Genomic DNA, 25,000 nt, shown 5'->3' on the forward strand with positions numbered 1-25,000 from the left:
AAACAATAGATTCCAAATGCTATCTGGAAGATTTGCAAAGCATGGGAATTCTAACATGACTATTGGAAGTTAGTAAGGAAATTAGAATTAAGATAAAATTGAAGTTTGAAGTTCCTAAGTAAAAATATACTCACGAATAGGCATGAAATTCATTTTCAAATGTAACAGGAGCTTTGTATCCAATTTTAGAATGCAAACGCTTTCTGTTATAAAAAACCTCGATATACTCAAATAGAGAACTTCGAGCCTGTTCTAAGGAATGGAAGTTCTTATGATTTGTAAACTCTCTTTTTAATGTAGCAAAAAAAGATTCAGCAGGAGCATTGTCCCAACAATTTCCTTTTCTACTCATGCTTTGAATAAATCCTTTTGATGTTAGTTGTTCACGAAATTCTCTACTCGCATACTGACTTCCTCTATCGGAATGGATGATAAGTCCTTTACTTGGTTTTTGATTCTCAATAGCATTTTCAAATGCTTTCATAACGAGAGATGTTTTCATATGAGTGTCAACAGCCCATCCAACAATCTTCTTTGTGCATATATCTTTGAATTTACATAGATATAGAAATCCAAACAAATAGGGAATGTAGGTAATATCAGTCACATACACTGTGTTTGGTGTAGAAACGTCAAAGTTTTGTTCAAGCAAGTTTGGACTAATTGTTTCTTCATGATTGGAATCTGTCGTCACAGGAGGCTTGAATTTCCTTGTTGTAATGGCTTTTATCCCATTTTCCCGCATAATTTTAGCCACAGTAGGTAAACTGACTTTGATTCCCCTTGCTTTTAGTTCTTTCTGAACTCTCGGACTTCCATAAGAAAGCAAATCTCCCTTGTGGAATCTTTGAATTTCAGATAAAATCTCTATACTTTTTTGATTTCGAATCAACTTCGACTTTTTCAACCAAGGATAAAATCCCTTGTGTTTAATATCTAATACTTCGGACATCACTTTGATAGAAAACCCACAGGATTCCCTATGTTCTTTCATAAATAGATATTTATCTTCTAAGGACTTAAAGTGATGCCCATTGCCTTTTTTAAAATATCCCTCTGCTGTTTTAAATTTTGAACTTCACGTTCAAGCTCCTGGATCCTCTTGTCTCGAACATCTTGCAGAGATCCATTCTCGGTTTGATTTTGATCTAGTTCCTTTTTCCATCTGCCTAGTATCCCATTAGGGAGTCCTAGTTCTTGGCATACCATATTCTGGGATTTCCCACTTGATATTAAATATTGAACCGATTCCCTCTTAAACTCTGTTGTGTATTGTTTTCTACGCTTCATGGCAACCTCTTGTAGTCGTTTGTTGCCTATTGTCGAGTATATAATCCGTTAGGAACTCCAAACGTCCGTTCCTGTCGTTAGCCTTCCAAATGCCAAGTCCCGGATTGCATCATTCACAGCAGTCGCAGCTGTCCATGTGTTGTCCAACACGCCAGTAGTTAAAGAGAATCTGGCAAGAGAATTTTTTGTAAATCCATTGACCGTTCCGTAGCGACCGCCTACATAGAGATGAGCTCCCCATTTACGCAAAACAAAAACCGAGGGGCTATCAAGGGTTGGGTTCCAAGTCGAATCTAGAGCTCCCGTTTGGGCATCTAGGCGAGCAACCCCCGTCCTTGCCACACCATCTAAATTGGTAAAGTTGCCTCCGATGTACAAATACCCTCCATCCAATTCCATCGCTTCGATATAATGGGAAACAATCGTCGGAGAAGGTGCATTAAAATTTGGATCGAGTTTGCAATTGGGAAGGATGTGTGCGATTTTATTTTTCGCTTCTCCTCTGATGCTGTCAAAAGAACCACCGATGTAAAAACCACCGGACCCGTCAGAAATAGAAACATTCGCATTTCCTGATACTTCGAGATACGGACAGGAGGTTTTATCTTGTAGGAGGCCCGATTCAAATCCTAAAACTGCGACACTGCCGACGTTTGGTCCGACATATTGAAAATCCCCACCAAGTAAAACTCGATTTGCATCAACTAATGCAGTGTAGATGGTAAAACTTGGACCATGTACTCCCCAAAGGTCATTGTCTTTGGCAAACCCAGGCCAACAAGAAGGTGAATTGTCTTTTATGAGAAAGCGAAATAATACAGCACGCACATAAGACTCAGAACTTGGATCACAACTGTTGGAAAGTTTGATTGGTGCGCAGAATGAAAACAAATACAAAGAGATGAGGATACAAAAAGAACGATCTTGGATTTTCATAGATAGGATAGAATCCAAGGATTGCTAGAGGAAAACCATATGTAAATCACGATTTGACAGGAAAAATCAAATGGATTCTGTTCCTTTTCCGAGTTAGATTTCTCTTTGCTATGAAAAGTTTCCTCCGTTGATTCTTATACCATTTAGTAGATTTAATTGGTACCAGAAACTTATTGACAGACCTACTTCGAAACCACAAAAACGGCTCAAGTAAAAAATTCTATATGAAATTTGGAAGAATATATGAAATTGAAATTGTTTTTGTGTTTAGGGATTTTATTTTCCTTTTTTAATTGTATTACCATATTAGATCAGTTTTCACTTGGAAACAAAGAGAAAGAAGAACAACTCAAACAACTTGGCTTACTCAGTGCAGGCTCCTTTGCTGGGAAAAAAGAAGTAGGTCCAGAAGGAGCTATCTTCACCTCTTCAGATGGTTTGCTGAGAATTATGATTCCTTCAGGAGCCATGGATGAGACCCGTGAATTCACGATTACCAAATACTCACCGAGTACCCAAGCCTTACCTTCAGGTTACATCCCAACATCCCCTGTTTACGAAATCACGCCATCCTATCGCTTCAAAAAAGAAGTCTCTGTTTCAGTGGTTGTGAACTCTAGCCAAATCCAATCATTAAATTTACTTTCCAATAAAACAGTTGGTTTCTCTGCGAGTACAACCTCTCCCGATGGAACCAGCGGCAGATTCCCAGACTGGAGTAGCCATGATTCTTATTTGGAAGTTGATCGAATCAATTTTACAACGATGACATTTTCTTTTTTTGGTGCGGGTACTCCACCTAACGGTAATTTGCCTCCAGACATTCGAGGGGCTTATTATTATTTCAAACCAAATTGCTCTTATTTACCCTACCGAGTTCGGGCACAAATATTGGAACCAGATGGTGATACGATGAGTGTTCGTTTGGTGATTGGTCGAGTGGGTGGAGGATTAAACTTTATCCCGATGACAAGAGAAGGAAGTTCCCCATGGTATGCTGCGAACATTCCATACGAAGCCATGGGAACTACTGGAATCCAAATGCAAGTGAGTGCAACTGACCAATGGGGAGCAAATACATCTCGTCCCAGCACATCCATTTTCCAATACCCCATTGATTCCCTCGATTCCACATTCATCACCCAATATGATACCGACCAAGATAACGATGGTTATAATGATGCTTGGGAAGTAGACAATGGTTTTAATCCAAGAAATGCCTCAAGTCCCACAGGACTTGCCGATTCGGATGGTGATGGGATTCCAAATTCTCACGATACAACGCCTAACGGCGAATCGAATCCACCCATTGACGCGATCACAATATTTCCATCGACAGTTACGGCAGATGTATCGGAAAGTATCGCATTTGGAGTTTCAGCCAGTTTCATGGGTCAAACAAGATTTGTAAATGCAAGTTATGTAACGACTGGCAATGGTTTGAACGGTCAACCCGTTGGCGCTGTTTCTGGTGGTGTCTTTACTGCCAATCGTCCCGGTGTTGCTGGTGTCATTGCGACAGTGGGTGCTATGAATGCAACCGCTACTGTAACGGTCAGTGACTCCATTGGGCCAAATCAAATCACTGACCTTTCTGCTTCTCCAAGGTCTCAGACGCGAATCCGATTGCAATGGACTAGTCCTGGAAATGATGGAAGTTATGGAAGGGCATCAACGTATGAAATCAAACGATCCACATCCGTTATCTCAAATGATGCCACTTGTAACCAAGCAACACCCATTGCCCACACGTTAATCCCAAAACCAGTAGGCCTAACCGAAGTATTGGAGTTAGACGGTTTATCACCATCAACTCAATATTACTTTTGTATTAGAGCGTTTGATATAGCAGGTAACCGAAACTCTTGGACGGGGAATGTGAGTGCGACTACCTATTCTGTTCCTGATCTCATTCCTCCTGCAGCAGTTACTGGTGCAACGGCAACAGCAATCGATGGAAGTACGATCCAATTGAACTGGACTTCTGTTGGTGGAGATGGCATGACTGGTTCCGTTTCCTCTTACGAAATCCGTCGTTCTACATCGACAATTGGTTCTGATCCGGAATGTGATGGAGCCTTACCCATACCAAATGCAATTGGGGTGACAGCAGTTGGAACTCCAATGAGTTTCCAAGTTTCAAACTTAGCACCAAATACAGTGTATCATTTTTGCATTCGAGCATACGACTCATCTGGCAACCGTAGTGGTTGGTCAGGACTCCTTTCTGCTACCACTCCTTATGTCAATACACCACCCATTGCCAATGCCGGTTATGATTTCCAATTGGAACCTGGAGATATTGCGTATTTAGATGGGAGTGCTTCTTCCAATCCGGATTCCATCCTATGCGGAAGTAATTCTGGAAGTTACCAATACCAATGGACGTTCCTCAGAAAACCACCTACCTCGACCCTCACCAATTCGAGCATCAACCAAAGTACCACTCTTAGCGCAAATTTTATTCCTGACGTCGCTGGAACCTATGAGGTCTCTTTATCATTTACTGATTCTCCTGGTTCCTGCGCAGGGATTGCCAGACAATCAATCGATTCCGTTGTGATAGAAGCGCGCCACTCTGGTTGGTTTGGTTTTTTTGGACCCATTGGGAATACGTTAATGCCAAGAAGTAGTTTTTTAACTGCGGATGGTGGAATCATTACGGTATCAACCAGTTTTGCCAACATACCAACATTTGGTGGGAAAACCCCCGTTGTGAGTTTTGGTAGTCATTCCAGAGCTGCCCTTGTCATGAAGTTTGATAAAAAGGGAAGAGTGGATTGGTACAGCTTTGTTCCAGGGGTTGACCCTATGAACATTGTAGTTCCCTCTTCCGATGGAAGTTTTGTCATCACCGCAAGTGCCCAAACCAATGTTCCGACCATCGCTGGATTGAATCCGATTGCACCGTATAATGGAAGTGAAGACACAATGGTTGTACGCGTGAATCCCAATGGAACCATTCGATGGTATACGTTTTTGGGTGGGAATGAATATGACAGCCCAGCTTACAGCCAAATCCCAGAAACCCAAGACAATGGTTTCATTATCACGATGCTTTCCAGAAGCACCTCACAAATTTCAGGTGTGACTCCCATCATTTCTCACTCTGGGCTTCCCGAATATAATGGCCTCATCACAAAACTTTCGTCAGATGGAAACATCGTATGGACTACATTTGTAGGAAATGGAAGTAATACCATGAAGGTGTATCCAAAATCAGATGGTTCCTTCTACTTTACCACTCATGCAGGATTACCTGGAGTGAGTCAACTTGGAGGGGTGAGTCCAAGATTTCCTCACGCGGGGAGTGTTGATACGGTCGTAGGTTCCCTATCAAACGATGGTACTTTACAATGGTGGAGTTATTATGGAGGAAGTGGAGCCGATTATCTCAATCTGTTGCCAATGGCAGATGGAAACCTAGTGGTATATGGTTATTCCGGTAGCAATATCACTTCCTTAGATGGAGTATTACCTTGGATTGGTGCGAAAGGAGATTTTGATCCATTGGTCATGAAACTCAATTCGACCGGTCAAGTGCAATGGTTTACCTTTTTAGGAACATCCGGAAGTGATAGAGGTTATGGAATAACAGAAACAGCAAACGGAGGTTTGATCTTAGTGGGCAATGTTCCAATGTCTATGTCAGGATTAGAAGGAAAAAATCCTTTGCGAGCTTATACATCGGGAGAAGAAGGCGCGATTTGGAAATTGCGTCCTGATGGCCATATTGATTGGTATTCCCATTTAGGTGGGAATGGATATGACTATTTGATGGATGTCAAAAGATTACCTAACGATCGTTACCTGATCACAGGGAGTACACAAGTGAGTATCCCTTCGATCGGAACTCTTTTCCCAGCCCATCCTTTCACTGGCCAATACGATAGCACTTTCTTTATGATGAACTCAGCAGGTGAATTTTCCTGGTACACTCATTTGGGCCCGGGAGTTAGCGGAGGCCAATTTGCAACGACTCTACCAAACTTACAAGAAAGCCCCGATGGAACACTATTTGGATTGTTTTATGCAAGTCGAGGGAGGACCATTCTCATGAACAAAACTCCACTCTATATGTTCCCAGGTGGTAGTAGTTCGGGTATGGTCATCCGACTCAACCCAGATGGAAGGTTTTAGACGTTTGGAACCAACATAAATTTTAAAATTCCATTTCCTAACAGACATTTGTTTCCAATACGAAACGTTTTCTAAATTTTTCGATTGGTGCCCTCTACCATGGTTTTAAAACCTAGGTAGAGGGAGGGAAAATTCAGTTTCGATGGAACTATCGATCTTCGATTTTAGCATTTTGGGTTTTGGAGGATTCTTTTGCCTTGTTTGGGCAACTGGCCTCTCCCTACAACTTCCAGGAAGCACCAAGTTGATCGTCATCTACTTCATTGGAATGTCTGGCCTTCGTTTGGTTTGGGAAGCCTACACACACTCAGGCCTTGTTACCCTATTTCCAAAACTGTATGCAATCCCCGTTCCCTTATTATACGTCATAGGACCTTCGATTTTATTTTATTATGAAAAATTAAGAGGGAGGGATGGATTTACAATGAATCCAATCCATTTTATCCCAATCACCTTTGCGATGTTACCACTTCTCTACTGGATTCCCTTAGAGAAGGAAGAATCAATTTTACTCATCCATTCTGTGACAAATGGAGATTGGACATTTCCTTATTCAATTTTTACCGTATGGATCATAGGGCCAAAACTTTCGATCTTGTTTTATTCTCTTTCCATTGCATTGAGGAAATCGGGTGAAGGAGTACTAGCACTTCAATTATTACCAGAAAACATCCGGCGTTTTTCATTGGTTTTACTTTTTTACATTTTCTGTATGATCCTTTTGGATATCTTGGGTTATGTTTTTGGCATTCGTACTTTTTACCGGTATAGCGCTTGGTCCCATTCGATAGCGGCTATTTTAGTTTATCTATATTCCCGATACAATCCTTTGGCGATGTTAGAAATTTCGAATGCCATTCAATCGGCTCGGTATACAAAATCAAAGTTAGTTGGCATCAATCCCAAAGAAGCAATTCAAAACCTTCATCAATTGATAACAAAGGAATCATATTATGCAGAAGAAGACTTACGATTGCCTACAATGGCACATGTCATGAATATGAGCCCTCACCAACTCTCGGAACTCATCAATGTCCATTTCCAAATGAGTTTTAATCAATATATAAACCACCATCGGATCTTAACCGCTTGTGCCATGCTCGAAGAAAGCAAAAATAATATCCTTTCGATCAACTATTCTGTTGGTTTTAACTCAAAATCTGCTTTCAATCGTGTATTTCGTGAGTTAATGGGCACTTCTCCCCGAGAGTATCGAAAAAATCCTAAAACGTTTTTAAAAGAAAAATCAATTCTCCTTCAAAAAATAGAACCCAAATTATAGATCAGGTCGATTCCTTTTTGGTTCCATGTAAACTATAAAACAAATCAAACTTCTATTTATGGAGAAAAATTATGAATGCTTTACAGTTGTGTTATCTGTTTGCAGGTTCCTTTTTTACCGTTGGGTTATTGTGTGGGATTTGGAAATACATTGGTATTGTTAACTCTAAAGATGCCGTAGCTCATGAATACATCAGTATCTTACATAGAGCATCTCTCTTGTACAGTTTTGCTTGTTTACTCCTAGCAAAATTTGTTGAACTTAGCACCTTACCGGAATCCGTCAATTTTTATGCGGCTTTTGTGAGTATGGGATTTTTTGCCTTTGCTCAAATCGTGTATCTCATCCACGCCATCTTAAAAGATACAGACAACCAGTTTGCAAAACCGTATCGGTTAGGAAATTGGTTGTATCCCTCATTTCTCATCCATGGTTCGATGGTATTACTAATTTTAGGCGAGTTAGGTGGCTTTTTGATTCTGTTTTGGGGTTATATCAGTTCACTTTGAAAGCATTATGGTTGTTTTTTCATTTTGTGAACGAACCGCAGGTCCAACTTAAGATGAGTTGGACTCGTGGAATGTGCTAGACAGTAATTGCAATTTCTTTACGAAAGTCTTACTAGGTGAAAAAAGTAAGCTAACGATGGAATACAACTACTCATTGCCAAACATTGGTACAATCACAGACGCATGGACCTACTTTTGGTTGCAACTCCCTTATGGAATTCCAGGGATCATCTCACTTGTTGTTGGTTTTTTCCTCAGTGCCTTTAGTTTCCGCAGGATTTTTCATACCCACGGGGAAGAAAAGATCCTCTCTTTCAATGTTGCAATTTCCTTTTTTGGATATGGAATCTTAGGACTCGTACTTTCACTTAGAGCATGGATTTTTGACAGAGAACTTTTATTATCACTCAATAACTGGCTTTACCTATTCATCTTACTCATTTTACCTTCCAACTTTTACATCTGTTACGCTCTCTCTCGAAAAAAGATATTTTTGTATTACACCTACCTTTGTTGGGCCAGTGTAGCTTTTGGTTACGTAGGTCTTTTCCAAGGACTCGGCTTTCATAATGATTGGTTTGACTACCAATTCGGAAAATACCCAAAAGCCACGAATTTCATCAAACCATTTGGCATCATCCCCCTCGTTGGTTACTTTGCCCTTGTTTTGCCTTTTTTTACTTTCCAATGGAAAATTCTACTAAAGAGAATCCACAAATCACTTTTCATCGGATACAATGTATTGTTTCTGATGACAATCTCCAATGCACCGGTGTTACTCGGTTACAACGTATACCCTGGATCCTTTTTTATCTTCATTCCTCTTATTTTAATTGCGTATGGAATCTTTCGTTCTGATTTTCTTGATGTAAATGAACTGCTCTTTGATCGCAATGGATTGTTTTATATTTTGTTTGGTGTTGTCTCTTTTTCTCTCATTGTACTCAGTGGAACCGTAGCATTAGGACTAAGTCATAATGCATATCTCAATGACAATTGGTTCCCCCATGCCCTTCCTCCCACCATCTCTTTTTTTGTCGCAATTTTTATGGCTATCATTGTTGCAGGTAGTAATCCACAAGCAAAGATCAACCAATTGTGTGCATTTTCACTTATCATTACTGCATTTTACAATTTACAATCCATTCCTACCAAACTAGAGCTAGATTATTTAATTTTACTTCGTATATCACAGGTTAGCTTTTTAATCTTTTCTCTTGCTCCAAGTATTTTATCTCGTTTTGTTTTGAAAGCCATCGGAAGCCAAAGGCCAAAGTCATTACTTGCTGTTGATTTGCTTTCCATACTTTGTGCCTTTCTTTCCATCACTCCTTACCTACATAATGGTTATTACAAGTACGAGTTTGGTATCATTCATAAAAGTGATATGGTCCCATACCTACTTGGCATTGCTGGATTTTTTTCCTTTATCATTGTTGGTCGAGAAATCCGCAAACGTTGGAAGGATTTACCGAGAGAGTCAATTGTTGCTTTAGGATCTGTTTTATTATCAGGTGTATTTTTATTAACAGCGTTTTTCCCTGCACATGGATTTCATTTCCCGCCAATCTCCGACTACCTTTTTATACCAACCACCTTACTTGGATTTGCCGTATTGAAATTAGGTGCATTTTCATTACCCGGTAGAACCATTCGTTTTAGTCAAAAACTTGCCAATTTAGGTATCTTTTCCATTTTGTTTGCCAGTCTCTTGCAAATGCCAAAGTTTTTAGAAAACCTAGCTTTTGGAGAAAGTCTTTTCCATATTACACTCGTTACTCTACCTTTAGTGTTATTCAATTATCTTTTGGTGTATGTTTTTGCTCGCCCACTGGCAGAAGAACTAGATAGAAGTTATATTTTATTAGAACAAGCAAAAAAAGAAGCAGAACTTGCTGGAGAAGAATCCGAAAAACTTTTATTAAACATATTACCAAAATCTGTAGCGGAAGAAATCAAAATCAACGGGTATTGTGAACCAAAATCTTTTGATGAAGCCACCATTTTATTCACTGATTTTCGTGGATTTACAGAAGTGGCAAAAAACATGGAATCCAGTGAACTCATTACAGAACTGGATGCTTGTTTCACACAGTTTGATGAAATCATTTCGCGAAACAAATTGGAAAAACTAAAAACCATTGGTGACTCCTATATGTGTGCAGGAGGACTACCAGATTCAAATTTCACAAGCCCCATTGATGCCTGTCTTGCAGCCCTCGAAATCCGTTCCTTTATGGACCAAATGAAACATATCAAAACGGAATTGAACCTTCCCTATTGGGAACTGCGAATTGGAATTCACACTGGTTCTGTGATCGCAGGAGTCGTTGGTCGTTTCAAATTTGCGTATGACATTTGGGGTAATAGCGTCAACACTGCGTCTCGTATGGAAAGTTCAGGAATTGTTGGTGAAATCAATATTTCACAAGCAACCTATGACAAAGTTCGATTTCTATTCCAATGCGAACATAGAGGGAAGATCATTGATAAAAATGGAGAGAGGCATGATATGTATCTCTTGAAACACATCAAAGCGAAGTATTCAAAAGATGGCCTTGTCCCAAATGACTCGTTTTGGTCCATTTACAATAAAATCAAACAAGGTAGCAAAATTGTTTTAAAATCAAAAGTAGAAAGGGAAGGAATTTTTTAATTTAAGGATTCGATACACAGCGAATCGCTTCCAAGGCCCCTTTGCCCTGAAATAAGGTGGTTCCTAAACAAAAATTAACGTAGTATGCCAGCGAGATGTCGCGACGTGATGCTGACCAATAAAAGGAACAAAAATTGGGAGCATTTGGAAACAAATCCGCATTCTGGTGTTGAAACGCTGTGATTCCACACCCAGTTGCTCCATCCAATGGAAGATTTGTTTTGTCATTGGTACAAGCGATCAGTAACTTCAATTCGTTTTTGGTCGGAACACGCCAATCGGTTCGACCACCCACCTCGAGACCGTCACAATACGCATACGCTTGGCTATTGCCATCTCCATTCAAAACCAAGGTATCATTGCATGAATCATCGTTCCCATTACAATAATTCAACTCACTTGGAATTTCTGGAGAACATGTATTACTTCCGTTCTGCCATGTTTGTCCAGAAGAACATTTAGCAAAGATTAGGTTCGTAGCAGCATACACTTCCCCTCCAAAGGTACCAGCATTCCCTACAAATAACACAGTTCCATCTCGGTTGTCGGTAAAGGTTCCCCATGGGTAACTCACAGACTTTGGTAACAAAAGGTAAGTCAAAATAAGTTGGCTACCCAAAGGTTCTTTTTCGGAAGTTGGAGGCTGGAATAAAAAATAGTATAAGGGAGAACAGTTAGAAATAAATAATAATACCAGGACGAACTCTACAATTTTGACAAAACTACATATTCGACTAAAAATTGTCAGGTGCTCATCTACATCCATTGAATTAACATTCTTTGTTTATTAAAACAATCATAGATTGCAAGATATTTTTGAGAACCTAGCAGTGAATTGATGAAAATTAAACATACCTAAGATTGAACCGAATATTCTTTTTTTTCTTTTCCAAATTTTAAATTTTTGTATTTTTGAGCGAATTCCAACGGTAAGGAAAAATCCGATCGAGGTCCAATTGCTTCTACGCCTATTTATTTCTTTTGTATTATTTTTGTTATCAAGTTCTGCTGTTTTTTCGACCAATGTTTTACTCAAATCTGGTGGAGTGATCAAAGGAAGAGTGGTAAACCAAGACGCGAATCAAATGATCATTATTGATGAAACAGGGATTAGCCGAACCATTCAAAAATCCAATATTTTAAAAACTGTATATAAAGAGTATTCCGAACAAGAGTTAGCAGCGATCCGAAAAGAAGAAGAACGCAAACTCAATTTAGCAAAACAAAAAAAAGAAACTACAAACCAAACCAAAACAAATGATGCAAAATTACCACAAGGGATTCTAACAAAACAACTCGCTCTATCTTCGGTGGATGAAAATTGTTTTTTCCATGCGTCGAAGGTGGAATGGTATTGGTTTTATGGAAACTTTTCCATCACGAACCCAAATGCATGGGAAGAATTATTACCAGAGGATGATCGTCCTATCAAAGTATCGTTTCAATCCACTTGGGTAGATACAACTCTCACCTTACTCATAGGATCCCTTACCACCATCAGCCGAAAGACAAAAGTAGTTGAGGTATGTGAGTTTTAAGATATTTTGTTCAATTTTTATGACAAAATTTCAAATTGAGAACACATGCTAAATCCTTCTATGTTACCAATGATCCTTAATTTGCATGATCGAGTTGTGATTGCAAAAAAAAATTCAACCAATCGATTCTTATGATTTTGTTTCCATTTTCTCTTTTACTTTCGATCGATAGTTTTGTGGAGAAGTTCCAAAATGAGTTTGAAAGAGTTTATGGAACGAAGATTTTGAATTAAAACCAGAAGCGTAGATGATCGCAATGATGGCCATATCAGGCCGTTCCAACAGGAGTTTTTTCGCTTCTAACAATCGGAATTGATTGATATAATTTCGAAACGAAGTTCCTAACTTATGATTTAAGATTTCCGAAAGTTGGTGGGAACTGAGATCCAATCGTTTTGCCACACTAACCAAAGTCAACCGATCATCCAAATACAATCGATCTACATTCATCAAACCATCCATTCGTTCCAAAACAGAAGGAATATCGATTCCCTTTACTCTACTTTCTTTATAACGGGCTTCTCGGAATTCTGTTTTAAAATTCGAGAGTAAGCCTTTTCCATTCAATTTCAATAATATGATGGCAAACAATAAACTCGTTAACGCAAAACAGGCAGGAAAAAACAAGTCCATATACACCCACTGTGCCAAAACAAACAAAACCAAAACAAAAAGGGAATACATGATTAAAAACACAAAAGGTCGGAAGGAAGATTCGACACTTCCTTTCCATTGCATTTTCCAACGTAATACTCTGATGAATATGGCAAGTGTATAAATAAAGATAGAAAGCACACCGATTCCAAGTAAAAGAAAGATAAAATCATGGGTACTGACTTCTTCGTGATTCTTAAACATTAGATTTGGATTCAATAATCCATTTGATTTCAAAATGGATAAAAGGAGAATGCTTAAAACAAATGGCAAAAAATGTAGGATTCGTATTTGATTGGAATTTTGACCGCTAAGCTCTTCAAAGAATCGATAACTGACAGGTCCAATTAAATAAAGGACCGGAATATGAATTCCATAAAAACTGGGGATGGCCTTCATTTCATTCGAAATTTCTAAATAGATATGGAACTGCAATAAGGTTAAGCAAAAAAACAAAATAGAAGGAGGAGAAAGTTTGATTGTGGAAATGATTTTTGTTTTTTTGGATTCTGATTTTTTTTGAAAATTTTCAATCCAATATGAAATGGCTAAAAGAGAGGATATCACTGCCCCCATGATGGGAATCAAATTCATTCTCCAATTTGGGTATGTGAAAAATTGATTGTCTATTTTTTTTAAGGAAAACTGGGTTATTTTATTCCTTCTGTATCCAAACGGACGACAGATCTCAAAATCTTGAAGATACTATGGGTATGAACCAAACCACAACTCTTCAAAAGAAAAGATATCGGTCAATCGCATTGGTCACCAAATGCCTTTCGATGATTCCCTACCTCTTCCTAACCTTTAGTGCCTTCACCGAACCAAATGATACAAAGTCTGCCATTGCAAACGTAAAAAATTTAAATCCAATTTTGATCAAAGAGAACCATCATAAGCCTGTCATAGCAGTCCTTGGTGAAAACCAATACACCGAACTCACAGATTTTGTGATCCCTTATGCGGTATTCCAGAGATCAAATGTAGCCCAAGTGTATATGTTAGCTCCCACAAAAGGTAAACTGAATTTCTTCCCAACCCTATCAATTGAGATTGAAACCTCTCTTTCCGATTTTGATTTGCTTCACCCAGAAGGGTCCGACATTGTCATCGTACCGGCTCTCCATAACTCTGAAAATAAAACCATCATCCAATGGATCCAAAACCAATCCAAAAAAGGAGCAACCATTGTGGGAGTTTGCGATGGTGTGTGGACAATGGGTTATGCGGGACTTTTAAAGAACCAAAGGGCAACAGGACATTGGTATTCACAAGATGGTTTAACCAAAACCTTCCCCGATACCATTTGGCAAAAAAATAAAAGGTACATCCAAGATCGAAATACCATCACAACAACAGGTGTGACAGCTTCCTTACCTGTATCGATTGCCTTATTGGAAGCAGTGGCTGGTACGAAAAAAGCAAACGAGGTAGCAGACGAAATCGGAATTTCCGACTGGGGCCCGCATCACAAAACAGAAGAATTTGGATTCAATTGGAAACACTATTTGGTAGCGGCAAAAAATATGATTTTTGTTTGGAACCATGAAACCGTTGGAATCAATTTGTATGAAGGAATCGACGAAATCTCTTTGGCCCTTGTTGCCGATTCGTATTCGCGCACATACAAATCAAAGGCAAAAACCATCGGGAATCACAATTTGCGGTCCAAGGCAGGCATCAGATTTCATTCAGAAATTGAGGAAGAAAAACAAGTCGATTTTGAAATCGAAATTCCAAACCAAAAGAAACCAATTCCGATTTTGAACCACTCCCTATCTGGAATCCAAAAACGATATGGAAAGAATACGTTTGAATTTGTAACCAATCAATTGGAATTTCCGATCCAAACGGACTGTCAGGAAAACGATTGTGCACATTGATTCAGATCCCAAAGGTTTGAGATGGTGTTGTGGGTTCCAAAGGCAAGCATGAATGGTGAATCAAGGGACAAACCTCAACTTTTTCCATCACTTCCGTTCTTACATTGAAATATGAATTTGAATCCTTTACTTTTTGAATTTTGAAATAAATTTCCAGATTTACATTCTCATTTGATACCCAATGAATGCTTAAAGTAGACGGAAGACACCCGTTACTATTTTCCTGATTTGGGACTGAGAATTAGATAACATGAAGCAAAGAATGCAAAGGTATTGGAATCCATTGAGTCTCACTGCATTCGTCTTGTTCTTTGCCTTAGTTGGTTGTAAAAATCCAGTTTTAGAAAATCTCTGTGACCCGAATTACAAAGGTTACTTTCAGTCGATTCTTTTCAAAATCCTATCTGGCGATACAACGAATCACTGTTCGGTGAAATTAAACCAAGTTTTCCTTCCTGTTTTTTCTCCACCACCTGGCGCTTACACGGAACCTGCTTTTATTTCGATCACTTCGTTCACTCCTGGTGCCATCATCTATATCACTACCGATGGTTCGTTGCCCACAACCGATGCCACTCCCTATCCATCCCCTTCTTCCATCTGGCGGCTTGCGGGACAAAGGATCCGAGCGGTTGCCACAAAACCGGGAATGGAAAATAGCCCAGTCGCAGAAGCAATGTATTCTCTCATCCCATTAAAAACAGGACAAACGACTGTCTACGCTTCTGGCGATGATGCATCAGTTGGTTCTGGAATTTCTACAAATTACAGTGGCCCAAATCCAGATCCAACCTACCCCAATGATTATACGACATTTGACCAAAGCACAGGCATCCTTTGGAAAACGTGTACGGAAGGATTATCGGGGCCTACTTGTGCTATGAACGCAGTATTAGCTGGAAATGTAACGACCATTCTACATCTAGTACGAATCTAAACTCCCTAAACTCAGGAAATGGGTATGCAGGTCTTAAAACTTGGCGCCTTTCTACCATGAAGGAATTGTTGACGACAAATGATGCTGGTAAGGCGCTTGCAACCATCATCAATCCTTCAGCCTTTCCTGGAAATGTCTCCTATGCTTATTGGGCTTCCACACCAAATCTTAATAATGTTACTAATAGTTGGTATTTAGATTACACTCGTGGAGATAGTTATCTCCAAAACACAAATGTTTACCATGGTCGCTGTGTTGCCTCACCAGCACCGTTCGAAACACCTTCTTTTACTGACAATGGTGATGGAACTATCAAGGATCAAACCACTGGTCTCACTTGGCAAAAATGTTCCCTTGGCCAAAATAATGATGCTACTTGTTCTGGTGCAAGCAATAGTGTAGTTTGGGGATCAGCACTTACCTATTGTAATAGTTTATCTTTAGGCACAAAAACCTGGAGATTACCGAATCGAAATGAACTCGTTGGATTGTTCCATTTTGCTAGTTTAACTGCTCCAATGATCGACCAGTCTATGTTTCCAAACACAACGAGTAACTTTTATTGGACATCGACAACCTATGCAGACAATACTTTAAATGCTTGGTATGTTAATTTTAATAGCCCTGCCGCACCATTTAATCTTTACGACGGGATCAATAAAGGAACCTCACTCTTCGTTCGTTGTGTGGCCAACTAATGGCAAAAAGGCGAAGGCCGTTCCCAATTGATTGGAAGGAAAAACTTGATTCCGAATCAGGGCCGGGCTCACTCCGGGGTCCGCTAACGCTTCCGTCCTACGGACCAAGCCCTCCGGATCCCTAACGGGGAAGGTGAACCATTTTTGATGAAAATAGAATCCATTTGATTTGTCTAATATTCGTGAACCATATGAAAATTTATTTCCAAACTCTACTTTTACTTTTTGGTTTCTATTTGATTTCCTGCAAACCAGGGGAGTTATCGAATCCTTGTGACCCTGGTTCAAAATCGTATCGAACAGGTACCATCCTCCGTTTTTTAGTGAAAGACAGTTCTCCTTCTTGTTTACCGGGATTTCCCAAAGTCCCTTTGGATCTCTGGGGAGCCCATGACACAAACCCAAGTAATGTGGAAATTTTTGGTCTGGCAGTTCACGATAACAAAGTGTATCTCGGAGGAATTTTTTCCTATTTTGGTCCCAATACAGGCTCTGCAGCTATCCTCAATACGACAAACGGACAGTTGGTGCCTTACGAATCTTGCCCTTATCTCGAAATCTTATCAAGCGCAACGGTTGCCATTCCTGATGGTGAAAATGGATTTTATGTCGGAGGGATCTTCACTTATGCAAAAGGTCAAAATCGCCCGAGCCTAATCCATATCAAATCCGATTGCCAATTAGATACCTCATTTAATGTCGGAACTGGAAGTAACGCTGTTCTCATCAATGATTTGGCGTTAGTCGGCGACAAACTCTACATTGCCGGCAATTTTACTGTCTGGAATGGAGTTTCCAAAAACTATTTAGCAGCCGTTAACCGCATTACCGGTGAATTGGATTTAAATTGGACTCCTTCCACAAATGGACCTGTTTATTCCTTTGCTAAAGATACCGATGGACTCTTCATTGCAGGTTCCTTTTCCACTTTAAATGGTGGTAACTTTGGAAGACTTGCAAAGGTAACCTATGATACAGGTGCAACAATCTCAAGTTTCAATACCAATGCACTCATCACTCTTGGAGACGTGAGGGGTATCTCATTGGGAGTAAATGGATCAGGGAACAAAGTACTCTTCGCTGGGGGTAACTTTACAATTGCATCCAATTTCAATGCACGTGCTTTCGATATGAATGGAGCACTCACATCTTGGAACCCAATCCCCAATTCAACTGTAGAAATTGTTGTTTTTCACCAAAACAAAGTATATTTAGGTGGCTTTTTCACAACGATCGGTGGTGCAACAAGTAGGAATTACTTTGCGGTTGTCGACAATGGAAATGGAGTTGTGAGTTCCGAAAACTTACTTTTGGACGCTTCCTCATCAATTTCACACATGGCCATACAAGATGGCAAATTGTATGTTCTTGGAAGTTTTTCAACTGTCTTCGGTCAAGAGAGAAAAAATGCGTTTTCGATCGACCCTCTAACAGGCATTCTTACGGATTGGAATCCCAGGTTTACTTCTGCATTTACATTCCCTTATGGGAGGATTGCATTTTCCAATGATGGTTCTCGTGTTTTGGTGCCAGGAGATTTTTCGAGTGTCAATATCATCAATCGAAATGGTTTTGGATCCATTGATTTAGTTACGGGAAAACCAACCGATTTCGAACCTTACGTGAATGGAAGTATTGCCTCCTTTCACATGGATGGAGATATTCTATATGTAGGAGGGAATTTTACACAAGCCTTTGGTCAAAGTCGCGAAAGATTCTTTGCCTACAATTTAAAAAACAAAAGACTGGAAGGGATGTCACCAAGTTTATCCAACGTTGTTGAAACAATCAAAACTGATGATAGTTTTGTATATGTCGGTGGGCAATTCCAGAATGCAAATGGACAAATCCGGAACCGACTTGCCAGATATCCAAAGTTAGACGGTACCATCAATAGTTGGAATCCCAATGTGAGTGACATTGTAGAAACTGTGTTACCTTTCGAAGATAAGGTGATTATCGGAGGGAGTTTTAATGATATTGGAGGATTTACCGCTCAAAGACTGGGGGCTGCAAGCAAATCAACCGGCGCCAATTTAAATTATCCATCCGCCACAATTTTCCCTAACAGCACGGTGAACTCCTTAGGTATAATGAACAATCTTTTATTCTTCGGTGGGAATTTCACGAATTACGGAGTCACTCCTAGTTTAGGATTGGGAGCGATCGATATGAGTAATGGAAGTTATATAAACACAAATATCAGTTTTGATAGCACGGTTATAGCGCTTGGTATATGTGAAAATGGGAAAGGTGGCGTTGGAGGTTCATTTACCACCGTAAATGGTGTTAGCCAACAAGGTTTTATTTTATATGATTTTGCAAAACGAGAAACCTTATCGTTTAATCCTTATTCAGTGGGAACCATTCACACGATCTTTCCGAATCAAAATAAACTATTCTTTGCAGGTAGCCTTTCCGAATACCAAAGACATCCTAAAGGTGGATATTCATTTGTTGATTTGGAAAACTTACACTAATTTGATCACGGGTCCGGCAAAATAATCCGCCGAACCCTTTCCAATGATCGAAGTTTATCTTGTACCTTCGTTCATAATTTCGCTATGATTTTTGTTGAGTCCTGCAGCAGTTAGAGAAGGCGCTCTGACATGACCCGCATATTGCGTGTAAGTCGTTTGTCCACTCACGAAGGAAGATTGGCATTTATCGAGTCCACCAGCACGATTGTATCCACAAGAAGAGTGGAAAGCAACTGCATAGTCATCTGCACCAGGTAAAATAAACGAAGAACCAAATCTCGTTTTATAACCTGGGACATGATTCACAAGAACAGATGCTGTTAAATTGTGATTGTAAGCCCCACGAGCAGTTGTCACAACAAGTGATCGATCCATTGCGTTTCCAGAACCACCAACTAAGTTCGCCAATTCAGAACCACCGGAAGCAGCTGCTAGTGCAGTTACTTTTGTGATATTAAATCCTTTAGAAGTGGTCGTATCCCCTAAGTTCGCCAACCAATATTCAATCGCATAACATCCAGCTGAGTGGCAAACTACCTTACAGGAATTCGCACCCTTACAATAATTTGTGAGGCCAGTCGATATATTGGTTTGGGCTCTCGCTGCGCCAAAGGTTCTTGGATCGGAACTGCCATCATATCCAATAAAAACTTTTGCACCTGAAACCACATTGGCGTTTGTTCCCCAATAGCTGTTTACATCGGTTGTTCCCACCCCGTCGTGGTTTTTACTGGATTTACCGTGAATGAACACGGTATACGTTTCGGCACTCATGCTTGTCGCAAATAGCACGGCCATGATTAGGTTGCTTGTAATTTTCATCTGAATCTCCCTTTCAATTTCGTCCAGCTTTACAAATTTGCCTAATTTGTGTCAAATATTATTACAAATGCCATAATTATCTCTGTTAGACAAATAAATGACATATAAAAATCCGACATTTACGCGTGAATCCGTATTATTTGTCATGAAAATAAGGAAGATTCAATTCTCCCGATTGGTTCGGAAATGGTCCGGAGGAAAACCAGAATCCATCAAAATTAAAGTTAGAAGCTAACTTTGTATATCGAACAATGATGTTCCATCTTCCCTCGTTTGTAGCGATGACGGAAATTCTATACCTCATTTAAAAACATGCGACTTGCCATTTCCGTTGGTTTTAGAAAAATAGATTCGCCATGAAAGCACTTCGTTTTACATGATCGTCAATGAGTAGCGATGATTTTCACTCAATTGAATTTGGGAACATGATCGCTTAACAATCGTTTATACATTTTTATGTGGTCAAAGCCAACCTCTCAATCCATCAAAGATATCATTTCAGGTACCGACTTATTCCTGAACCTCTCAGAAGAAACAAAAGAACACCTAGCAAGATCGTTCGTTAAAGTTAAAGTTTCTAAGAAAAAAATTGTGGTTAAACAAGGAGAACACGGAGACGCTCTCTACCTTGTTGCAACTGGAAGTTTTAGTGTTTATGTAACAACGGACGGAAAAAAAGAAAAGGTAGGTGAAATCAAACCTGGTAGCTGCTTTGGAGAAGGAGCACTTGTGACGGATGAACCACGCAATGCGACCGTTGTCTCTGATCAGTCAGGCACGGTTTATCGCATCGGACGGGATGAGTTCAAAAAAGCATTTAAAGATCGCTCAGAAGAGTTGAATGCTTTTGTGAAATTAATTAGCCGTAGGTCTCGTGCTCTCCATCGCAGTGTGTTCCGACCCGAACCAAGGCGAATCAAAGAACTCATTTCCTCCGTTTCATTGTTTAGCGGTGTCGGTGCTAAACTCATCGCTGAATTAGAACCGGAAATGGAATGGATATTTTTACCTGGCGGAGAAACACTCATGCGTCAGGGCGACAAAGCAGATGGTATGTATGTTGTCGTAAATGGAAGTCTTGAATACGAAGTGAGAAATCATGAGAACACCATTGTCTCGACAGGATACTTTTCAAAAGGTGACATCATTGGTGAAATCGCACTCTTAACGGGTGAACCACGGACTGCTACAGTTGTTGCCACACTCTCCTGTGAAATTGTGAAAATCAGTACCGCAGCATTTGAAGCAGTTTTTTCGAAACATCCTCCCAGCATGTACGCTATCACCAAACTGATTGCAGAACGGTTCACAAACGACCGAATGGGAAAACGAATGCCTAAACAGGCAAGGAGTATCATCACACTCTTTCCATTACAAAAGGATCTTTCTGCTCGCAATTTTGCCCAAAACCTTGCACAAGCTTTGAAAAAATTTGGTCGAACTGCCATCATCGAAAGTCGCGACTTCAAAAAACGCCTTGGCAATCGTGAATACGCTGTTTCAGACTTACTCGAATCATTGTATCAAAAACAGGATTCACATGAATTCTTAATCCTATGCCCAGACTTTGAAGACAAACTTTGGACAGAAACAATCCTACACCATACAAATCGCATTTTGTTGTTAAGTGAGGCACATAGAACTGGTGGACTTACTGCAGAAGAGATCCGTTTTCTTGGTGATACAGAAGAAACTTTTGGTCCAACACGCGAACTAGTTTTACTATATTCGAACCCAAACGAAAAACCAACCAATACAGCAAACCTAACACGCATTCGAAGGACAAATTCAGTAAGACATATTCGCACATATAGTAACCATGGATATGAAAGCCTCAGCCGCTTTATCACAGGACGTTCCGTAGGACTCGCATTAGGTGGAGGTGGCGCAAAAGGGCTTGCCCACATCGGACTTTTGAAAGCCATGCAAGAAGAAAACATACCCATCGACATGATTGGTGGCACAAGTGCGGGTGCACTAATGGCGAGTATCTATGCAATGGGTTATGATGCCGAAGGATTAGAACGTGTCGCAAAAGCTCTTATGAGCGACAAAAAAACTCTGAATGATTACACTATACCAACAGTTTCACTCATTCGCGGTAAAAAATTTAACACTGTGATCAAAAACTTTGTTGGGAATCGTATGATCGAAGATCTGTGGTTACCTTTTTTTGCCGTTGCAACAAGCCTTACAAAAGCTCAGAAAGTCATTTTCGACCGTGGTCCGGTATGGAAAGCATTACGTGCATCTGCATCGATTCCAGGAATCTTACCTCCGTTCTACGAAAAAAACGAACTGCTTGTTGATGGAGCGATGCTTGACAACATTCCTGGGGCCGTGATGCGAGAGAGGGGTGCCGATTTTGTGATCTCTGTCGCACTTTCTTCAGAAGGTGATTCCACAGCAGATGAGGTATTTAGTGCTATTTATGAAGAAAATAATTCAGGGGCATTACCTTCAGCTCTCCGAATGTTATTCAAACGAATCATAGGCAAAACACAAAAACAAAAAGAAGTACCAAATCTTTTGAGTTTACTCATGCGTGCCACTTTCGTCGCCTCTGATGCTGCAAAAGCCAAAGCAAAAGCGGAGTCTGATATTTTTGCTGAATTGCCAGTGGAACAATACGGGTTATTCGATTGGAAGAAATTTTACGAATTAGTTGATATTGGATACAAATATGGCAAGGCTCATGCCAAGAGTTGGAAAAAACAACTTGGGATAAGAGGATAAACGATTGATGGAATTGTGATTCGGGAAAAGATTCCATTTGATTCAAAATATCACTAAAATGTGTAATCGATGGATTTCTTCGCAAAAGTGTTGTATCAAAAAGTCGCTTGTTTTTTGTTAGTTTGTTCGTTACTTTAATTAAATCGTAGAATGCATGAATAGAATGAAAATCTATGATTGGATCGCCACTAGCCTTGTCTTATTTTTTTTATTACCAGGTTCTGTGATGAAGAAAATGCAAACCAAGGATTTGCTTGGAGTTTTCAAACAACTTGGTTACCATCTTACGTATTGCCTTTTTTGGGTGCGGCTAAAATTGTAGGATGCATTGGTATAGTATTTCCCAACGTTAGACGACTGAAAGAATGGTCGTCTGTTAGTCTTGTTTTGGTATTGATGGTGCCATTGATTCTGCCCTCATGTTAGGACCATTCGATCCAAGACTTTCCTTTATGATCCTCCCCTTATCTGCGATTTTTGCCTCTTATTTTTTATGGCATAATACTAATCAGCTGAATGCCAAAATCGGGTAAGTTCGGCTCATGCCTTTCGCCCCGATTGGCTACCCCCAACCAATCAGTTACCAACCTAACGTTCGTAATGTTCAGTAAAGAATATCGCACTACCTATATCGTGACTTTTTGGCTCTCGGTGATTTTTTTGCACTCGGAGATGATTTTTTAGGCTCAGACTTATTGCCTGAATCACTAGGTTTTCTTTTTTCCGATTGCCCCTTACTTCGATGTGAGTTTTGTTTGGAGTTCTGCTGTGAGTTCGCATTACGGCCAGAAGGATTATCTCCCGATTGTGAGGGACGTCTTTGCCCTCGATTGCCGCCACCACCAGATCCATGGATTTTCGGAGCCTTACCTGTATGCGATTCCACCCGCGCTGCATGGTAAGGATGGTCCCGATCCACTGGGATCGAAATTCCGATTACTTTTTCAATGTCTTTGATCAGTGATCTTTCGTCTGCCTCGGCGATGGCAATGGCAATTCCATTTTTCCCTGCACGTGCTGTACGGCCAATTCGGTGTACATAGGTTTCGGGAACATAAGGAATTTCATAATTAATGACATGTGTGATGTCATCGATGTCGATTCCTCTGGCAGCCAAATCGGTTGCCACAAGGGCTCTGTTTTTTCCCGAACGAAAATCTTCTAATGCCCTTTGTCTAGCAGATTGACTTTTGTTGCCGTGAATTACATCAGTTTTGATTCCACTTTTGTTTAAGAGTTCCGAAATTTTATTGGCTCCATGTTTTGTTTTGGTAAAGATAATGGTTTTTTTAAAATTTTTATCTTTAAACAAATGAAGGAGAAGATTTTTTTTATCGGCAAGTTCTGTGTACATCACAGATTGTGAAATGAGTTCAACTGTCGATGAAACAGGTGTTATATCGATTCGAATTGGCTCTACCAAAATTGATTTTGCTAATTTTTCTATTTCAGATGGCATAGTTGCAGAGAAAAACAAATTCTGTCTGCGCTTCGGCAAGTACGAAATGATTTTTCGAATGTCATGGATAAAACCCATATCCAACATCCGATCTGCTTCATCTAACACGAATATTTCGAGATTCTTCAAAGATACCAAATTTTGGTTCATCAAATCGACAAGGCGACCGGGTGTGGCAATGAGCACATCCAATCCACTTGCAATCGCCTTGGCTTGGGGATTTTGTCCCACACCACCAAAAATGACAGCCGTTCGAATTTGGGTATACTTTCCATATAAAACAAAACTTTCATGGACCTGAATGGCAAGCTCACGAGTGGGAACTAACACAAGAGACCTGGGTTGTTTTGGATTTGGTTTTGCCCTCGTCGAAATTAAATTATGGATCATAGGCAAAGCAAAAGCAGCGGTTTTACCTGTTCCTGTTTGAGCACAACCTAACAGATCGTGATTGTCTAGAAGAAAAGGAATGGCTTGGATTTGGATGGGTGTAGGTTTTGTATAACCAGTCTCAGCGACTGCTTTTTGGATGGATCGATCTAATTTCAGATCTGAAAACGTTTCAATGTGTTTTTGCAAAATATGCCTTCGTGTATATCCTCCTAAATTAAGAAAAGCTCTCTTTTTGGATAGGTCAAAAATCTCTCTTTTTGAGGCGTGATATGAGAATATGGGTTTGGATCATATCAAGGTAGATGATCCGTTTGTATCGGGAATACGAGAATTGTTATCAGAATTGCGAGCTTGGATGTAGTAATCCTTTTGATCGATTCAGATACACTGAGTAAGTAGTTGCCAACTCAAGAGCGAGGAATTTGCCAATGGACTGTTAAATCAAATGAAAGGCGGACAAGATTAAATTGGTATTTCCCTACAGTTTTCCGTATTTGATGAAACGTAAGCCAAGGGTCTCTCTTGCGGAAAAATGAACCATATAATTCAATCAAGGATCTCGGAAAACGTAATTCAAAAAAGATACC

General features: G+C 39.9%; 19 protein-coding genes. 12 read left to right on the forward strand and 7 right to left on the reverse strand.

What is annotated here, in order from left to right:
• Positions 1-130 precede the first annotated feature (130 nt).
• The 3 genes from LEP1GSC202_RS16695 to LEP1GSC202_RS16705 are packed head-to-tail and all read right to left on the reverse strand — an operon-like array spanning position 131 to position 2,226.
• Positions 131-994 (reverse strand): IS3 family transposase, encoded by an 864-nt coding sequence (locus tag LEP1GSC202_RS16695; RefSeq protein WP_015675849.1) that lies wholly within the window; start codon positions 992-994, stop codon positions 131-133.
• A gap of 17 nt (positions 995-1,011) precedes the next feature.
• Positions 1,012-1,290, reverse strand: coding sequence for a transposase (locus LEP1GSC202_RS16700; protein WP_083929967.1), 279 nt, complete (start codon positions 1,288-1,290; stop codon positions 1,012-1,014).
• Positions 1,291-1,338: 48 nt separating this feature from the next.
• Positions 1,339-2,226 carry a hypothetical protein gene (locus LEP1GSC202_RS16705; protein WP_015678957.1) on the reverse strand — a complete coding sequence of 296 codons (888 nt, stop codon included), beginning with the start codon at positions 2,224-2,226 and terminating at the stop codon, positions 1,339-1,341.
• Between the two features lie 243 nt (positions 2,227-2,469).
• Here LEP1GSC202_RS16705 and LEP1GSC202_RS19510 point away from each other — a divergent pair, with 243 nt between their 5' ends.
• From LEP1GSC202_RS19510 to LEP1GSC202_RS16725, 4 genes are all read left to right on the forward strand, one after another.
• A complete protein-coding gene (locus tag LEP1GSC202_RS19510; protein ID WP_015679026.1) occupies positions 2,470-6,366 on the forward strand; it encodes a fibronectin type III domain-containing protein in 3,897 nt (1,298 codons plus the stop codon).
• 142 nt (positions 6,367-6,508) lie between these two features.
• Positions 6,509-7,648: a helix-turn-helix domain-containing protein gene (locus LEP1GSC202_RS16715; RefSeq protein ID WP_015678932.1), complete on the forward strand. Its 1,140-nt coding sequence runs from the start codon at positions 6,509-6,511 to the stop codon at positions 7,646-7,648.
• 71 nt (positions 7,649-7,719) lie between these two features.
• Positions 7,720-8,157, forward strand: coding sequence for a hypothetical protein (locus LEP1GSC202_RS16720; RefSeq protein ID WP_015679022.1), 438 nt, complete (start codon positions 7,720-7,722; stop codon positions 8,155-8,157).
• Positions 8,158-8,293: 136 nt separating this feature from the next.
• Positions 8,294-10,813 carry an adenylate/guanylate cyclase domain-containing protein gene (locus LEP1GSC202_RS16725; RefSeq protein WP_015678964.1) on the forward strand — a complete coding sequence of 840 codons (2,520 nt, stop codon included), beginning with the start codon at positions 8,294-8,296 and terminating at the stop codon, positions 10,811-10,813.
• A 1-nt stretch (position 10,814) separates the two neighbouring features.
• Here the strand turns inward: LEP1GSC202_RS16725 and LEP1GSC202_RS16730 are convergent, their stop codons facing one another.
• Complete coding sequence (locus tag LEP1GSC202_RS16730) at positions 10,815-11,432, reverse strand: Lcl C-terminal domain-containing protein (RefSeq protein WP_167321728.1); 618 nt, start codon at positions 11,430-11,432, stop codon at positions 10,815-10,817.
• A 337-nt stretch (positions 11,433-11,769) separates the two neighbouring features.
• Between LEP1GSC202_RS16730 and LEP1GSC202_RS16735 the strand changes: the two genes are divergently transcribed.
• A complete protein-coding gene (locus LEP1GSC202_RS16735; RefSeq protein ID WP_015678940.1) occupies positions 11,770-12,351 on the forward strand; it encodes an LA_0442/LA_0875 N-terminal domain-containing protein in 582 nt (193 codons plus the stop codon).
• Between the two features lie 129 nt (positions 12,352-12,480).
• Here the strand turns inward: LEP1GSC202_RS16735 and LEP1GSC202_RS16740 are convergent, their stop codons facing one another.
• Positions 12,481-13,599, reverse strand: coding sequence for an AraC family transcriptional regulator (locus LEP1GSC202_RS16740; RefSeq protein ID WP_039929325.1), 1,119 nt, complete (start codon positions 13,597-13,599; stop codon positions 12,481-12,483).
• A 119-nt stretch (positions 13,600-13,718) separates the two neighbouring features.
• Here LEP1GSC202_RS16740 and LEP1GSC202_RS16745 point away from each other — a divergent pair, with 119 nt between their 5' ends.
• From LEP1GSC202_RS16745 to LEP1GSC202_RS16755, 4 genes are all read left to right on the forward strand, one after another.
• The gene (locus LEP1GSC202_RS16745; RefSeq protein ID WP_244147763.1) at positions 13,719-14,888 is read left to right on the forward strand and encodes a DJ-1/PfpI family protein; all 1,170 of its coding nucleotides are present in this window, start codon (positions 13,719-13,721) and stop codon (positions 14,886-14,888) included.
• Positions 14,889-15,138: 250 nt separating this feature from the next.
• A complete protein-coding gene (locus LEP1GSC202_RS19515; protein ID WP_015679020.1) occupies positions 15,139-15,825 on the forward strand; it encodes a chitobiase/beta-hexosaminidase C-terminal domain-containing protein in 687 nt (228 codons plus the stop codon).
• On the forward strand, positions 15,735-16,523 hold the full coding sequence (locus tag LEP1GSC202_RS19935) for an Lcl C-terminal domain-containing protein (protein ID WP_244147766.1): 789 nt from the start codon (positions 15,735-15,737) through the stop codon (positions 16,521-16,523). Before LEP1GSC202_RS19515 ends, LEP1GSC202_RS19935 begins: the two co-directional genes overlap by 91 nt.
• Before the next feature lie 191 nt (positions 16,524-16,714).
• Positions 16,715-19,003 carry a hypothetical protein gene (locus tag LEP1GSC202_RS16755; protein ID WP_015679013.1) on the forward strand — a complete coding sequence of 763 codons (2,289 nt, stop codon included), beginning with the start codon at positions 16,715-16,717 and terminating at the stop codon, positions 19,001-19,003.
• Between the two features lie 54 nt (positions 19,004-19,057).
• On the opposite strand, the gene LEP1GSC202_RS16760 is transcribed toward LEP1GSC202_RS16755, so the two are convergent.
• A complete protein-coding gene (locus LEP1GSC202_RS16760; RefSeq protein WP_015679038.1) occupies positions 19,058-19,825 on the reverse strand; it encodes a hypothetical protein in 768 nt (255 codons plus the stop codon).
• Positions 19,826-20,281: 456 nt separating this feature from the next.
• On the opposite strand from LEP1GSC202_RS16760, the gene LEP1GSC202_RS19750 reads away from it, so the two are divergent.
• The 3 genes from LEP1GSC202_RS19750 to LEP1GSC202_RS20445 all read left to right on the forward strand — a co-directional run bounded on the left by LEP1GSC202_RS19750 (position 20,282) and on the right by LEP1GSC202_RS20445 (position 22,987).
• Positions 20,282-22,561, forward strand: a complete 2,280-nt coding sequence (locus tag LEP1GSC202_RS19750) for a cyclic nucleotide-binding domain-containing protein (protein WP_015678977.1) — start codon at positions 20,282-20,284, stop codon at positions 22,559-22,561.
• Between the two features lie 154 nt (positions 22,562-22,715).
• Entirely contained in the window at positions 22,716-22,883 is a 168-nt protein-coding gene (locus LEP1GSC202_RS20440; RefSeq protein ID WP_341830644.1) for a hypothetical protein, read from the forward strand.
• A complete protein-coding gene (locus LEP1GSC202_RS20445) occupies positions 22,862-22,987 on the forward strand; it encodes a hypothetical protein (RefSeq protein WP_341830643.1) in 126 nt (41 codons plus the stop codon). Before LEP1GSC202_RS20440 ends, LEP1GSC202_RS20445 begins: the two co-directional genes overlap by 22 nt.
• A gap of 196 nt (positions 22,988-23,183) precedes the next feature.
• On the opposite strand, the gene LEP1GSC202_RS16780 is transcribed toward LEP1GSC202_RS20445, so the two are convergent.
• The gene (locus LEP1GSC202_RS16780) at positions 23,184-24,599 is read right to left on the reverse strand and encodes a DEAD/DEAH box helicase (RefSeq protein ID WP_015679043.1); all 1,416 of its coding nucleotides are present in this window, start codon (positions 24,597-24,599) and stop codon (positions 23,184-23,186) included.
• Positions 24,600-25,000 lie beyond the last annotated feature (401 nt).

The sequence above is a fragment of the Leptospira yanagawae serovar Saopaulo str. Sao Paulo = ATCC 700523 genome (genome assembly GCF_000332475.2).
In the GTDB taxonomy this organism is placed as follows: Bacteria; Spirochaetota; Leptospiria; order Leptospirales; family Leptospiraceae; genus Leptospira_A; species Leptospira_A yanagawae.